10 protein-coding genes and 2 pseudogenes are annotated in these 15,444 nt (G+C 38.7%); 4 read left to right on the top strand and 8 right to left on the bottom strand.

Features of this window, described 5'->3' with window-relative positions; genetic code table 11:
• Positions 1 to 62: 62 nt before the first annotated feature.
• Genes cydX through BTN50_RS00665 form a run of 3 tightly spaced genes read right to left on the bottom strand, consistent with a single transcriptional unit; the run spans position 63 to position 2,925 of the window.
• Positions 63 to 173, bottom strand: a complete 111-nt coding sequence (gene cydX / locus BTN50_RS00675; RefSeq protein ID WP_096618660.1) for a cytochrome bd-I oxidase subunit CydX — start codon at positions 171 to 173, stop codon at positions 63 to 65.
• Positions 174 to 186: 13 nt separating this feature from the next.
• Positions 187 to 1,323: a cytochrome d ubiquinol oxidase subunit II gene (gene cydB, locus BTN50_RS00670; protein WP_096618659.1), complete on the bottom strand. Its 1,137-nt coding sequence runs from the start codon at positions 1,321 to 1,323 to the stop codon at positions 187 to 189.
• 27 nt (positions 1,324 to 1,350) lie between these two features.
• Complete coding sequence (locus BTN50_RS00665; protein ID WP_096618658.1) at positions 1,351 to 2,925, bottom strand: cytochrome ubiquinol oxidase subunit I; 1,575 nt, start codon at positions 2,923 to 2,925, stop codon at positions 1,351 to 1,353.
• A 906-nt stretch (positions 2,926 to 3,831) separates the two neighbouring features.
• On the opposite strand from BTN50_RS00665, the gene uvrB reads away from it, so the two are divergent.
• Positions 3,832 to 5,856 carry an excinuclease ABC subunit UvrB gene (gene uvrB, locus BTN50_RS00660; RefSeq protein WP_096618657.1) on the top strand — a complete coding sequence of 675 codons (2,025 nt, stop codon included), beginning with the start codon at positions 3,832 to 3,834 and terminating at the stop codon, positions 5,854 to 5,856.
• Between the two features lie 1,047 nt (positions 5,857 to 6,903).
• Here the strand turns inward: uvrB and BTN50_RS00650 are convergent.
• Positions 6,904 to 7,731: pseudogene (locus tag BTN50_RS00650) on the bottom strand (IS5 family transposase).
• A gap of 445 nt (positions 7,732 to 8,176) precedes the next feature.
• On the opposite strand from BTN50_RS00650, the gene trxB reads away from it, so the two are divergent.
• Complete coding sequence (gene trxB, locus BTN50_RS00645; protein WP_096618655.1) at positions 8,177 to 9,139, top strand: thioredoxin-disulfide reductase; 963 nt, start codon at positions 8,177 to 8,179, stop codon at positions 9,137 to 9,139.
• A gap of 50 nt (positions 9,140 to 9,189) precedes the next feature.
• Here trxB and BTN50_RS10620 read toward each other — a convergent pair.
• Positions 9,190 to 9,521, bottom strand: a pseudogene (locus tag BTN50_RS10620) (transposase); the annotation flags it as partial.
• Positions 9,522 to 9,973: 452 nt separating this feature from the next.
• Here BTN50_RS10620 and BTN50_RS00635 point away from each other — a divergent pair.
• Positions 9,974 to 10,369, top strand: a complete 396-nt coding sequence (locus tag BTN50_RS00635) for a DNA polymerase III subunit psi (protein ID WP_096618653.1) — start codon at positions 9,974 to 9,976, stop codon at positions 10,367 to 10,369.
• Complete coding sequence (gene rimI / locus BTN50_RS00630) at positions 10,359 to 10,811, top strand: ribosomal protein S18-alanine N-acetyltransferase (RefSeq protein WP_096618652.1); 453 nt, start codon at positions 10,359 to 10,361, stop codon at positions 10,809 to 10,811. Before BTN50_RS00635 ends, rimI begins: the two co-directional genes overlap by 11 nt.
• A 165-nt stretch (positions 10,812 to 10,976) precedes the next feature.
• On the opposite strand, the gene clpB is transcribed toward rimI, so the two are convergent.
• From clpB to rluD, 3 genes are all read right to left on the bottom strand, one after another.
• Complete coding sequence (gene clpB / locus BTN50_RS00625) at positions 10,977 to 13,553, bottom strand: ATP-dependent chaperone ClpB (protein WP_096618651.1); 2,577 nt, start codon at positions 13,551 to 13,553, stop codon at positions 10,977 to 10,979.
• Between the two features lie 85 nt (positions 13,554 to 13,638).
• Positions 13,639 to 14,382 carry a peptidoglycan editing factor PgeF gene (pgeF, locus tag BTN50_RS00620; RefSeq protein ID WP_096618650.1) on the bottom strand — a complete coding sequence of 248 codons (744 nt, stop codon included), beginning with the start codon at positions 14,380 to 14,382 and terminating at the stop codon, positions 13,639 to 13,641.
• 2 nt (positions 14,383 to 14,384) lie between these two features.
• Positions 14,385 to 15,362, bottom strand: coding sequence for a 23S rRNA pseudouridine(1911/1915/1917) synthase RluD (gene rluD / locus BTN50_RS00615; RefSeq protein WP_096618649.1), 978 nt, complete (start codon positions 15,360 to 15,362; stop codon positions 14,385 to 14,387).
• Positions 15,363 to 15,444: the final 82 nt, after the last annotated feature.

Here is a 15,444-nt window from a genome sequence, read left to right as displayed (position 1 = left end):
AATCATGTTGAAATCTGCTATCTGAGCTCGCATTAGGAAACAAAGCTAACATAAATACGAATTTAATTTTTACTGGTGTGATCCATTGTTTCAGTGTGTTCTAACCAAAGAGCATGAATAATGCCTAGTGAACACGCCAGCAATACACCTAAAATCCAAGTAAAATACCACAAAGTTAGTTCCTTTCTAATAAAGTGAATGCTTATTTTTTTCTATGTACTTATCATCTAAGCGACCAGACATTTTATAATAACACCAAATGGTATAAGATAGAATAATCGGGATCATAACAAACGCAATAATTGTCATAATGTTCAACGTCAATTCACTTGACGTTGCATCCCACATAGTGAGGCTGTGTGAAGGGAACAAACTGGAAGGCATCACGAATGGGAACATCGCAAAACCCGCAGTTAAAATAATGCTAGCAATAGCTAAGCTATTGAATAAAAAGGCGAAACCATCTCGTCCTATCCGTGAACATAGCGCAACCAGTAGTGACATCAATACAGCCAATGCTGGAGCAACCCAACAAATTGGGTATGCTTTGTAGTTATTAAACAATCCACCCGTTACCATCATAACTTCTTTGTTTAAAGGGTTAGATGTTGCATTAGTAATAATTGTACTAGTAATAACGAAACCATCAATGCTTTGTGCCCAGACACCAATAAATGCGAAACAAACTGCAGTTAGGAGCGCGGATATTTGTGCTATTATACGTGTACGAGCATATAATGTATAGGTAGTTTTCATCTGCAAGTAGGTTGCACCTTGAGTAACAGTCATGCTCAAGCTAACTAAACCGCAAAAAATTGCGAATGGGGTCAGTAAACCGAAGAAGCTGCCCTTGTAGGTTGGAATCAAAAATTCATTCAGCTCAAATGGTACACCTTGAAGTAGGTTGCCAAATGCCACGCCGAAAATAATTGGAGGGACAAAACTACCAATGAAAATTGCCCAGTCCCAGTTTTTGCGCCATCGTACATTTTCTATTTTTGAACGATAATCGAAGCCAATCGGACGCAGCCATAATGTTGCCAACGTTAAAATCATCGCCAGATAGAAGCCGGAGAATGAAACAGCATAAACCAATGGCCATGCTGCAAATAATGCACCGCCAGCGGAGATCAGCCAAACTTGATTACCCTCCCAATGAGGGGCAATAGAATTAATCATAATGCGACGCTCATTATCAGTTTTACCGATAATAGGTATTAATGTGCCGACACCCATGTCGAAGCCATCAGTAATCGCAAAGCCAATCAGTAGAACACCAATAAGTACCCACCAAACTAAACGTAAAATTTCGTAATCAAACATCACTCACAATTTCCTTTGCGTCTCAACTTAATGCGCCATCTCCATTGCAGGAGTTTTTAGCTTTTCAAAGTGATAACGGCCGGTTTTTATACTACTTGGCCCTAAACATGCAAACTTCACCATTAAGTACACTTCGGCAATTAAGAACACAGTATACAATGCAATAATCACAACTAAGGATGTGATTATTTCAGATGCTGGGAGATTAGAAGCCGCCATATAAACCGGCAAAATTTCATTAACAGCCCAAGGTTGCCGGCCATGTTCAGCAACAAACCAACCCGCCTCAGATGCAATCCAAGGTAGTGGAATACTGAACAAAAACAGTTTTAGCACCCAAGGTTTCTGACTAATTTTATGACGGCACGTTTGGTAGAATGCCATGCTGAAAATAAACAGCATTGCAAAACCACACGCAACCATTACACGGAAGCTCCAAAATAGTGGTGCTACCTGAGGAATCGAATTTTTCGCTGTTTGCTTAATTTGCGCTTCTGTGGCATCAACAACGTTGTTGGTGTGCTCTTTCAGTAGTAAACCATAACCAAGGTCTTTCTTAACTTCATCGAACGCTGTAATATTGTCAGGTGTTTTATCACCTGTACGCAGTTTTTTTAGCAAACTATAAGCAACCATGCCGTTTCGTATGCGCACTTCATGCTCATCAATGATATCATGTAAACCAGTCACTTGCTTATCATAAGATCGCGTTGCAATGATACCCAATAAATAAGGAATTTTGATAGCGTAATCCGTTTTCATTATTTCTTGTTTCGGGAAACCAAATAGAGTAAAGGCAGCAGGTGCTGGCTCCGTGTGCCATTCTGCTTCAATTGCCGCCAATTTTGCTTTTTGGACAGCACCCAATTCATAACCTGATTCATCACCTAAAACGATAGTTAATAGAATACTGGCGATACCAAATGAAGCTGCAATAGCAAATGAACGGCGTGCAAAAGCAATGTCACGACCTTTAAGAAGATAATAAGCACTAATACCCAGAACAAACATAGCCCCTGTAGTATAACCGGCAGCCGCTGTATGTACAAATTTAACCTGTGCCACAGGGTTGAGTACTACTTCTGCAAAGCTCACCATTTCCATACGCATACTTTCAAAATTAAATTCAGCACCCACTGGATTTTGCATCCAGCCGTTTGCAACAAGAATCCAAAGCGCAGAAAAATTTGAACCAATAGCCGTTAACCAAGTCACAGTAAGGTGCTGGCGTTTAGATAAACGATCCCAACCGAAGAAGAACATGCCCACCAGGGTTGATTCTAAAAAAAATGCTATCAGTGCTTCAATGGCAAGAGGAGCACCGAAAATATCACCAACGTAGTGAGAGTAATATGCCCAATTCGTGCCAAACTGGAACTCCATTGTTAGACCTGTTGCAACACCTACCGCGAAATTGATACCAAAAAGCTTACCCCAGAACTTGGTCATATCTTTGTAAATTTGCTTATCAGTCATAACATAAAGCGACTCCATAATGGCAAGTAGGAATGTCATGCCTAAAGTCAGTGGTACAAATAAGAAATGATACATTGCGGTGAGAGCAAATTGGAACCGAGACAGATCCACAATACTAGTTAACATGTTAATCTTTTCCTCGTCAGGCTAACTGATGCGCGATACTTTCGTATCGATAAGTAAATGCTTAAACACGGGTGAGGCTGAATTCATGCTCCTAACTAAGCTTCTTTCCAGAGCCTGTGTAAACAAATCCCCCTTTTAATGTGGCACTGATGTGCCGAGCTAGTTAGGCTTGTATTAAACATATTCCTAATATAGCTGTGACTAATATTAAACATTCTAGACGGCTGCTACAAAGTATTTGGTTGAGACATACGTTAACTGCTGTATAATTAATCAATTATAAGTAAAATTATTTCCTCTTAGTTAGATATTTATCATTTGTATCCGTCAAACCTTGGTAACCCTTCATAGAGAAAAATTTAATAAATGCACTAAAAATAGGCAAGATAACAAAGGTATATTATTAATGGTTTTATTTTTTGATGCATAAATAATGGGGCATCATAATGGTAGTTGAGTAAGCTTGAAAATAGAGTTCATGAACCCTTGCAGATCTCTCAACAGCATTAAAAATACTCGTTTAATCAAGTTTTATTTCCTAATTGGAGTAAAAAAAACAAATTGCAACATAATGTTTATTAAAAAACTTCTGGTATTTTATACCATACCTGCCTTAGTCAGCTCATTTCACGCATTTATCATAGCGTAAATTTAGCTAATCTGAGCCTAAGGGATTACAGCACACAGATTTGTGCAATCTACGCTATGATAAACGCATTAAATAATGCTAACAGGATTAGATACCTTTACAATGAAAGTTATCGTCTAGATAGCTTGTTATGTTGGGATCTACTATCTGAACTAAAGTTCATAAATAAAACTCATACGTTTGATAATTTGATTAGTTGGCTTACACTGACCTTGGCTCAAAATGCAAAATTTAGTATTCATTGTCACGGATGCGCTATGAATAAGGACTTTAAATTACATTCTCCATTTGAACTGGCGGGTGACCAGCCTACAGCGATTAATCAGTTATTAGATGGGTTAGAATCTGGCCTCGCTCATCAGACACTTCTAGGTGTTACAGGCTCTGGGAAAACCTACACCATAGCCAATATCATAGCGGCTACGGGTCGACCTACGATGATAATGGCACCTAACAAAACATTGGCAGCACAACTTTATGGTGAAATGAGAGACTTTTTTCCAGAGAATGCAGTTGAGTATTTTGTTTCTTATTATGATTACTATCAGCCTGAAGCGTATATGCCAACAACAGATACTTTTATTGATAAAGATGCTTCAGTAAACGAATATATTGAACAGATGCGTTTATCGGCGACGAAAGCATTGTTGGAGAGGCGTGATGTTATTATTGTCGCATCAGTTTCTGCCATATATGGCTTAGGTGACCCAAATTCATACCTCAAGATGATGCTATATTTACGCCGTGGTGATATAATAGATCAACGAAGTATGCTGAGACGATTAGCTGCAATTCAATACACGCGCAACGACCAAACATTTACTCGGGGTACATTTAGGGTTCGTGGTGAAGTGATTGATATCTTCCCAGCAGAATCTGACCATGATGCAATTCGCGTAGAATTATTCAATGATGAAATTGAGTATATTAGCATCTTTGATCCGCTTACAGGAGCTACTTCTGAACGTAATCTTTCTCATTGTACCATTTATCCGAAAACACACTACGTTACACCACGAGAACGCATCATTGAAGCCATTGAGCACATAAAAGAAGAGTTGGCCAATCGTAAGAAGATTCTGCTTGATAACCATCAATTCATTGAAGAACAACGTATTTCTCAGCGTACTCAATTTGATCTTGAAATGATGGCAGAGCTTGGTTATTGCTCTGGAATTGAAAACTACTCACGATATTTGAGTGGACGTTTAGATGGTGAGCCGCCGCCGACCTTATTTGATTACTTACCAGCTGATGGATTACTGATAATTGATGAATCTCATGTGACGGTTCCACAGATTGGGGCCATGTATAAAGGTGATCGCTCACGAAAGGAAACGTTAGTAGAGTATGGTTTTCGTTTGCCATCTGCATTGGATAATAGGCCACTCAAATTTGATGAATTTGAAGCGCTTGCACCACAAATTATTTACGTCTCTGCGACCCCAAGCAGCTATGAACTTGAGAAGTCAGATGGAGAGATTGCTGAGCAAGTGGTTCGTCCTACCGGTTTGCTCGATCCTAAGATTGAAGTTCGTCCAGTTAACACTCAAATTGATGATCTACTCTCTGAAATTCGTCTACGTGCTGGCATAGATGAACGAGTACTCGTTACGACACTAACAAAGCGCATGGCGGAAGATCTTACTGAGTATTTGGAGGAGCATGGTGTTCGAGTGCGTTATTTGCATTCTGATATAGACACTGTCGAGCGCGTTGAAATTATTCGAGATCTGCGATTAGGCAAATTTGATGTACTCGTAGGAATTAACCTATTGAGAGAAGGCCTAGATATGCCAGAGGTATCATTAGTTGCTATTTTGGATGCTGACAAAGAGGGTTTTCTTCGTTCTGAGCGCTCTCTTATCCAGACCATCGGCCGTGCTGCACGTAATCTTAATGGTAAAGCAATTCTTTATGGAGATAGAATTACGAGTTCAATGCAAAGAGCGATCGATGTAACGGAGCAACGTCGAGTAAAACAAAAATTGTACAATATAAAAAATGGAATAGTGCCACAACGTCTAAATAAAAAAGTGATAGACGTGATGAAATTTAACGGAAAACAAAAGCTGCAAAGACCAAAAATAAACGGAGTTCTTAACGCGCTTGCGGAAAATGATATGACATACATAATACAATCTGCAGAAAAAATTGAGAAACAAATTCAATTATTAGAAAGTCAAATGCATAAAGCAGCACAGAACCTTGAGTTTGAGATAGCTGCATCTTTGCGTGATCAAATTTCAAATTTGAGAGTGCTATTCATTCAAAACGGCTAAAAAAAATCATCGCATACATTCGGTTGGATGTATTGTTTCAGTGAACAAAGCGAGTTATGTATTCAACCAGTTAATTATAGTTGAAGACAATACTATTGTTTAATAAATGAACCAATGATCTTATTATGTATTTCCGTTAATATCGAATACCCTATTATTTTTATTGAATAGCATCACAATAGTGTGAAGAGTTGTATACTCTTTCTCAATGCATTGAGTATAAAGCATGCCAACAATGTGCTTATACTCGAAAAAGAGGTTATATACATTACAGCCATATGTACGCTAAAATGCAGTTTAGAATATAAATAAATTTTTACAAAGTTCATTGAATATCTTTTTCCGCAACACTAAAACGCATAACCAATAATTTTATTAAACTTAGGTTATCGCTCACATCAGGGTCAACGAAATTTTCTGCTATCCACGAAGATCATTGCTCATACACTTCCGCTGATAAGCACCACATCCAACACGTTAAAAAGGAGCATAGTTACACAGTGAAGTTTGAATGTTTTAAAAACACAAGTAACCGCATGAATACTTATGTACAGCATGCGATTCTAATCGTTAATACCGATATTGTTCATAGTAAATTCAAGCTGGAAAGCACGACAACATTGCTTCCCATGGTAGAATTAGTGGCTACTATTGCTTATTATGTACTTCTGTACTATACTTATCTGCTTGATATAAAAGGCACTTAACATTAAAAATACTCACAATAATAATTTTCTCGTAATGGCCGATAACTGTAGTTATTATAATTTTATTAATGCCATAGATTTTAGCGATACTGCAGGCACTAAAATCAGCTAGTATAAGATAATCAAGAGTACAATATTACTCCTTTCTTTAGCAAACTAAGATAGAATAACTCACCGACTCATCAGCTACATATTGTTCTCAATGGAGTGGGATATCATCGAAGTAATTTCGGTAAAAATGCCACATGTGATCTCGACATTAATGTTTACTACCTTCCTGCTTATACCAGTTTTATTTCCTAACTCTAGTTTAGATAGCTAATTTTCACATCATTTGCTGTTAGACAATCGCTTTCATTTTAGGCAAACTTAGTCCTATTAGCTTATTTAGTGCTATTATTATAGTGTGAATTTCGTTAATTGGAGCATTGTGATCCCTTAGGCTCAATGTCTCGTATAGGGAACGTTTATAATAACCATCCTCATTTTTTAATACTCATTTGAACCATATAACTTCTAGCACCTGACCGTTAAATTGCGCGGATGACCTCTTTCCAAAAAAGTTGCTTCCCTTCTTGATGAGATGAATGTAACCTCTCATTTAATGCGAATAGTTTCGTAATATTATCTGGTGTCGTAAGCCTCATTGCCTGATATTTTAGTAATTTTTCAACGAATTGGTTAGAGTAAGTTAGATAGCACTGTACCATCAGCCACATTTGATGCACTTAACTCAGCAGTAATGATTTCAGACGTATTTATATCTACCGCTAAATGTAACTTATGTCAGGCTTATCGTTTCCCATCAGTGCCATGCTTTTTTACTTTCCATTCGCCTTCACCGCAGGCTTTTAATTCCCTGAAATCAATGACTAAGTGCTGGATAATTTCTGTATTCTTCATTTTGAACGCGACGTTAACCGTTTTGGTTCGTTTGCAATGCATGAATAGTGAGGGCATGACAACGGTAGTTAAGTAAGTTAAAAACAAAACTGATGAATCCTTGTAGACCTCTCAATAGGATTAAAAATACGCGTTTAACCATGAGGGCTGTCATCATGGCTAAGTCGCTAAATAAAGGAGGTATCCCATAATTACCCTGCTTCGTTTGATTCCACAGTTGAGTGACTACTTCATCAATCCAAAATATTAGTGAGCTACAATTGATTAAAGTTTGACTATACTACTTCCAGTTAATTGTTTTGTAGCGAATTTTGTTCATCAACCTGAATATTGATGTGAGCTTAGCTATTTAAAGTGTATATTGATAATTTAGCTCCTTAATTTAGGGAATAAAGCTCTAAGAGATCACAATGCTTAGATTAGCGAAACCTGCACCAAAATAAACGCATTAAATAAATTAACAGTGATACGTATTCCTCAAACGCAAGTAATTGTCTCATAGTGAATCATGTTGGGACTTGCTACCTAAATTTTAATTAAGAAATAAAGTCAGTTGCTATTTATTTTGAGCATTATTTCTATCAGTAAAGATGTGCAGTGTAGAAAGTACATATATTTATCTTACGGGTACTGTAAGGTCTCCTTCCTTTACCTCCTTATTTTCCTTACAATCAGTATTAATATAAATACACAACCCACTCGGAGAAATAATGAGCAATGTAAAGCATGCAAGCCTTCTTATTCTAGGTTCGGGTCCTGCTGGTTATACTGCCGCAGTTTATGCTGCACGCGCTAACCTGAGCCCGGTTATAATTACTGGCAGCCAACAAGGTGGCCAGTTGACGACTACCACAGAAGTAGAAAACTGGCCTGGCGATGCAAAAGAACTAACAGGTCCTATTCTTATGGATCGCATGAAGGAGCATGCCGAAAAATTTAATACTGAAATTGTGTTCGATCACATAAATAAAACCGACCTGTCCCAACGTCCGTTTCATTTAAAAGGTGATAACAATGAATACACCTGCGATTCGCTGATCATTGCGACAGGTGCTTCTGCGCAGTATTTAGGCATAGCATCAGAACATAAGTTTAAAGGACGGGGCGTTTCTGCTTGCGCAACGTGTGATGGATTTTTTTATCGTGATCAAAAAGTCGCTGTTATTGGGGGTGGTAATACAGCCGTTGAAGAAGCATTGTACTTATCTAATGTTGCCTTAGAAGTCCATCTTATACACCGCCGCGATACCTTCCGTGCTGAAAAAATTTTGCTCAGCCGTTTGATGGACAAAGTAAAAAATGGCAACATTATTTTGCACACTAACCATGTACTGGACGAAGTGCTAGGTGATGATATGGGTGTCACAGGCGTGCGCATTAAAAAAACACTGTCTATAACCACACAAGTTCTTGACATTATGGGCCTTTTCATCGCTATCGGATACAAACCAAATACTGCCATCTTTGAAGGCCAACTAGACATGCACAATGGGTACATCAAAGTACGCTCTGGTCTTGAAGGTAACGCAACACAAACTAGTATTCAAGGTGTCTTTGCCGCGGGTGATATTATGGACCACGTTTATCGTCAGGCTATTACATCTGCAGGTACAGGTTGTATGGCTGCACTTGATGTAGAACATTTCCTAGATAAAAGAGCGCAAAACAAATAGCTTGAATCAAACAAAGCTTCGTAGAACCAATGGCTACGTACTGATGGTTCCTTAGTCTTCGTCTTGAACGCAACATTAACCATTTTAGCTCTCTTGCTAATGCATGAATAGTGAGGACATAGCAATGGTAGTTGAGTAAATTTGAGCACAGAATTAATGAATCCTTGCAAACTTCTCAATGGCATTAAAAATACACATTTAACTATGAAATTTATCGAAGTGGCTAAGTCGCTAAATAAATGAGGTCTCTATGATTACCCTGCTTAATTTGATTCCATAGTTAAGAGGCTTTTTCAGCAATTCAGCATGTCAGTGAACCACTATTGATTGAAATTTTATTATACTGCTTCCGGCTAGTTGTTGTGTAACGAAACTTGTTCATCAGACCTAAGTATTCAAGAGAGCCTAGCTGTTTAGAGCGTAGATTGATCATTTAGTTTCCTGATGTAGAAAATACAGCCAACCAGATACGGCGGTATTTTGAGTTAAAAACTATTCGAAGGAACATTGAACCTAAGAGGTTGCAATGACCGAATGAGAGAAAACCTATACAATGATAAAAGTGTTAAATAAGCTAACAGAATTAAGTTTACCTAGAAAGAGATTGTCTAATAGTTCATTATATTGAAACTTGTTGTCTAAACTTGAATAAAAAAACAAAGCCAGTATAGGCATGTTAAAGAACTCGTGGAGTATTATACTGAACTTAATATTCTGTAATTTAGCAATCTAGTATTGACTAGTTATTATGGTAAACTTTGGTGTGTTTTCGTCTGATATTTTTTAATAATACTTTTCCATTATTCCTATCTTATTTATGGGTATTTATCGAACATGAATAATTTACAACGTCTCAAAGAAATGAAGATTCCAGTTTGGGCACTCAGGCGGCCTGAACTCTATCCTGGATCACCATCAAATTTGTTATCAGTACCACCATCATGCAAGCTACTTTTTGTTTGTGCAGAACCGTTGAATGAACATGATGCTTGGTTGTTTGGCAAAATTTTAGCGAGTATGAAGTTAGAGGCTCATCATGCTTTGCGCGTCCCTCTAATTTCCTTATGTCAAATAGATGAGCATGAACTTGAATGGTGTTGGTTTGCGGGTATTAAACAAACACATATAGAGGTGATGCAAACATTGACTTCACCCACATTAGCAGAGCTACAAAATAATGAAGCAGAGAAAAGAGCGCTTTGGCTTCAGATAAAAAAATATGAAAAGTAAACTCCTTCCCCTTGATATTCAGTGGATAAATCCTGTCATCAGTATTGAACGTGTGGCTCATACCCATCCATGGCCAAAGACTATGTTAGAACAATCGCCAGATAAATTGGCATACAATAGGGTACTTATTGTAGACGGAGATGTTGTTGGCTATTTTTACTCACAGTGCGTAGCAGGGGAAGCTTCCTTATTGAATATAGCCGTAGCACCTATATATCAAGGTCAAGGGTATGGCAAACAGCTTTTATCTGCTTTTATTGAATGTACAAAAGGGGCGAATGCTCAGGAAGCTTGGCTAGAAGTGAGAGCAAGCAACGTTAATGCAATTAAATTTTATGAGTCACAAGGCTTTAATGAATCTGACCGACGTTACAATTATTATCCCACAATGAGTGGTCGCCACGAAGACGCACTCATTATGAGTTATTGGTTTGAAAAATAAACATTTACATATGATGTGATAAATTTATATGCTTAATTGGTGATATCTCCTAACCCACAGTCAGATAGTTAACATGTAAAATTTACTATCTATGCTTAAATTAAAAAGATTATTAATGTATATATCCTATCATAAAACTAAAATAATGGAAACAGTACATCGTAATTATTGCTGCGTAGCTTTAATTTTGTTGTTCTCAACAGTTAGTTTGATTGGCTTACCAGGCTTCACCTCACCTTTCAGTATCGCCAGTGCCAAAGGATTTTCGATATTCTGCTGCATTGCGCGTTTCAAAGGACGCGCCCCATATACAGGATCAAAGCCAGTTTTTGCAATAAAACTAAGTGCCTCATCGTTAACTTCCAGTGTTAAATTATGTTCGGCCATGCGTTTTGCCAAATATAGAAGTTGAATATTTGCAATTTCCTTAATATGTTCTTGATGCAGTGGATGGAACACCACAACCTCATCGATACGATTAATAAATTCAGGTCGGAAGTGTTTACTTACCACATCCATGACCATCATCTTTATGCCATCATAATCCAATTCAGCAAAATGCTCCTGAATCCTATCTGACCCTAAATTGGACGTCATAATAACTACTGTATTTTTAAAATCAACAGTACGACCTTGTCCATCTGTTAAACGACCATCATCCAATACCTGAAGTAATAGATTGAAAACATCAGGATGAGCTTTCTCTATTTCATCTAGTAGAATGACAGAATATGGCCGACGACGTACTGCTTCTGTTAAATAACCACCATCTTCATATCCAATATAACCAGGAGGAGCACCCACTAATCTTGCGACTGAATGCTTTTCCATAAACTCAGACATATCAATACGAACCATGGCATCACTACTATCAAACATGAACACTGCAAGTGTTTTGCATAACTCAGTCTTACCTACCCCCGTAGGACCTAGGAACAAAAAAGAACCAATAGGACGATTCGGGTCAGCCAAACCCGCTCGGCTTCGACGAATTGCATTTGCTACAGAGTTAATCGCTTCAGCTTGCCCGATAACTCGTCCATGAAGTTCATTTTCCATATGTAGAAGCTTTTCTTTCTCGCCTTCAAGCATTTTTGCAACTGGAATACCAGTCTGACGTGATAAGATTTCTGCAATTTCCGCACCCGTAACGCGATTTCTCAGCAAAGTCATTGTTTGCATTTCGGCTTTATTTGCTAAATTGAGCTGTTTTTCAAGAGAAGGAATATGACCGTATTGTAATTCAGACATGCGATTTAAATCACTTGCACGGCGAGCTATCTCAAAATCTATACGTGCTTGTTCTAACGCACCTTTAATATGCTGTGTTCCAGATAATGCTGCTTTTTCTGCATTCCATACTTCTTCAAGCTCAGCATAATCACGCTCTTTTTCATCAATTTCAGCTTGAAGTATTTCAAGGCGTTTTTTACTTGCATCGTCATTTTCTTTTGCAAGTGCCTGTTGTTCAATTTTAAGTTGAATAAGCCGACGCTCCAGACGATCTAATTGTTCTGGTTTAGAATCAATTTGTATGCGAATACTGGAGGCTGCTTCATCGATCAAATCGATTGCTTTATCAGGCAATTGACGATCGGATATATAACGGTGAGACAAATTTGCCGCTGCAATAATTGCAGGGTCAGTGATTTCAACCGCATGATGAAGTTCATAACGTTCTTTAAGACCACGCAGTATTGCCACAGTGTCTTCAACCGTGGGTTCCTTAACCAATATTTTCTGAAAACGACGCTCCAGTGCAGTATCTTTTTCAATGTATTGTCGATATTCATCTAGCGTTGTCGCCCCCACACAGTGAAGCTCACCACGAGCTAATGCAGGTTTTAACATATTACCTGCATCCATAGAGCCTTCAGCTTTACCGGCTCCCACCATCATGTGTATTTCATCGATAAAGAGAATAACGTTCCCTTTTTTTTTCACCAACTCATTTAAAACTGATTTCAATCGCTCTTCAAACTCACCGCGAAATTTAGCACCAGCAACAAGCAATCCCATATCAAGCGAAAGCACTCGATTATTACGTAGAGCCTCTGGAACTTCTCCATTAATTATACGTTGAGCAAGACCCTCTATAATTGCTGTCTTACCAACACCAGGCTCTCCAATGATCACCGGGTTGTTTTTAGTACGCCGTTGCAGCACCTGTATAGTTCGACGGATTTCTTCATCTCGACCAATAACAGGATCAAGCATACCTTGTTCAGCTTTTTCGGTAAGATCAACCGTGAACTTCTCTAATGCTTGACGAGCATTCTCTGCGCTTAGATCATTAATTACCTGACTACCTCGTACTTTAATGATGGCGTCTTCAATTTTTTTCGTGGTTAAAGCGAAACTTCTGAGTAGTTCACCCAAAGGACCTTTGTCTTCAATTGCTGCTAAAATGAATAACTCAGGACAAATGTATTTATCTTTGCGTTTTTGTGACAGCTTATCGCACATATTGAAAAGCATTACTATGTTATTAGAAAACTGAACATCTCCCCCTGTACCAGTCACTTTAGGTAATTTATTCAACAGCTCACTCAAACTAGAATGCAATTGGCTCACATCAACATTAATAAGTAACATGAAAGAACGAATGGTACCGCTGTCCTGACTGAGAAGAGACACCATCAAGTGCACAGGTTCAATATACTGATTATCGCACCCTAAAGCCAGAGACTGAGCTTCAGAAATTGCCAGTTGAAATTTGCTGGTAAATCGATCAAGTCGCATATCTCCTCCTCTAAACTACATCAATATATACGTACTAATAAAATGGGAACAGCCATGACTAATTCTAAGTTAAATGGCGAAATATTTACTGTTTAATTGTGTTGTCGATCCATACACAACTAACCTGCCGACCTGTTTGATTTTCCCGTCGATAGGAAAAAAAACGGTGAGGTTCAGAAACCGTGCACAAATCCCCACCGTAAATATTGGTTACACCAGCTCGATTCAAGCGTCTCCTCGCTAATAAATAAATATCTGCTAACCAGCGATCCTTATGTACTTTAAAGGCAATATCAGCGCCAGGATCATTTACAATAAAGTCATTACGGACTTCCACCCCCACTTCAAAAACAGATGCTCCAATAGCAGGACCCAGCCACGCTATAACTTGACTAGGATCAGAAAAGTGCAACAACGTCTGTTCTAATACTCCTTTGACGAGCCCCCGCCATCCTGCATGAGCAGCAGCTACTTGAGAGCCAGCTGCATCGCAGAACAAAACCGACAAACAATCAGCAGTCATAATAGCACATACTTGCCCCACCTCACACGTAAAAGAAGCATCTGCTTCAGGAATAGGAACTGAAACAGATAGAGGTAACGTTACTACATCTGTACCATGCACTTGATTAAGCCAAACTGGCATCGACATCATTTGCATATGTTTTGCAAATAGCGCGCGATTTTTTGCAACATGTTCTGGATTATCTTGAACATGATTTCCCAAATTCAAGCTATCGTAGGGGGGAAAGCTAATACCTCCCACACGCGTCGTGCTAATGGCTTGAACATAATGTGGCACAGGCCAATTTGGCTTAATCCAATCCATAATTAATATTGCAACTCTCGGAACTCTTCAACATCAGCACGAAGCACTGCAATAAGTTTTACCATATCGTTAGGAATAGGAACATACCACTCCATCAACTCACCTGTAATTGGGTGTTCTAAACGCAGTATGGTGGAATGAAGAGCTTGTCGATCAAAATCACGCAAGACTTGAATCAATTCGTTGCCAGTATTTCGTAGTGGACATAGACGCCCTCCATAGAGGTCGTCACCGATCAATGGATAATTCAAGTGCGACATATGAACACGAATTTGGTGAGTACGTCCTGTATCCAAACGCACGCGTAAGCGCGTATGTGCACGGAAGTGTTCAGCTACTCGATAATGCGTAACCGCAGGCTTACCTAACTCATTCACTGCCATGTGTGTGCGCTTAGTCGGATGACGACCGATTGGCTTGTCAATGGTACCGCCACCAGTCATCGTGCCGATCACAATCGCTTCATATTCTCGCATGAATTTTTTACGCTTTTGCAAAGCGCGAACAAGACGAGTGTGAGCTGAGATCGTTTTTGCAACCACCATCAAACCCGTCGTGTTTTTGTCTAAGCGATGCACAATACCAGCACGCGGCACTTCAGAGATATTTGGGTGCAAAAAGAGTAGTGCATTCAATACCGTGCCATTAGGGCAACCAGCACCTGGATGGACAACCAAACCACGTTGTTTATTAATGACTATAATATCGTCATCTTCGTAAACAATATTAAGTAAGATGTCTTGAGCCTCCCACCGCCGTTCATCTTCAATTTTTGCTTTTACAAGAATAACTTCGCCACCCATCATTTTCATACGAGACTTATTGACGATTATTCCATCAACGCTTACCTTATCTGCTAAAATCCATTTTTTAATTCGAGAACGTGAATAATCAGAAAACAACTCGACCATTGCCTGATCTAAGCGTTGTCCAAGTTGACTCTCAGTGACTGTGCTGCTGAACTCTAAATGCTGCGCCATAATGAAATTTTTTATTCTCAATGAAACTCATATCGTACTATGTAAATTTTTGTCCGTAAGATGCTCATGTTTATCTAGTTGG

The sequence above is a fragment of the Candidatus Enterovibrio altilux genome (assembly GCF_002381345.1).
GTDB lineage: Bacteria > Pseudomonadota > Gammaproteobacteria > Enterobacterales > Vibrionaceae > Enterovibrio > Enterovibrio altilux.
The sequence above is the reverse complement of the archived record's forward strand: the minus strand, read 5'-3'. Positions and strand labels throughout refer to the sequence as shown.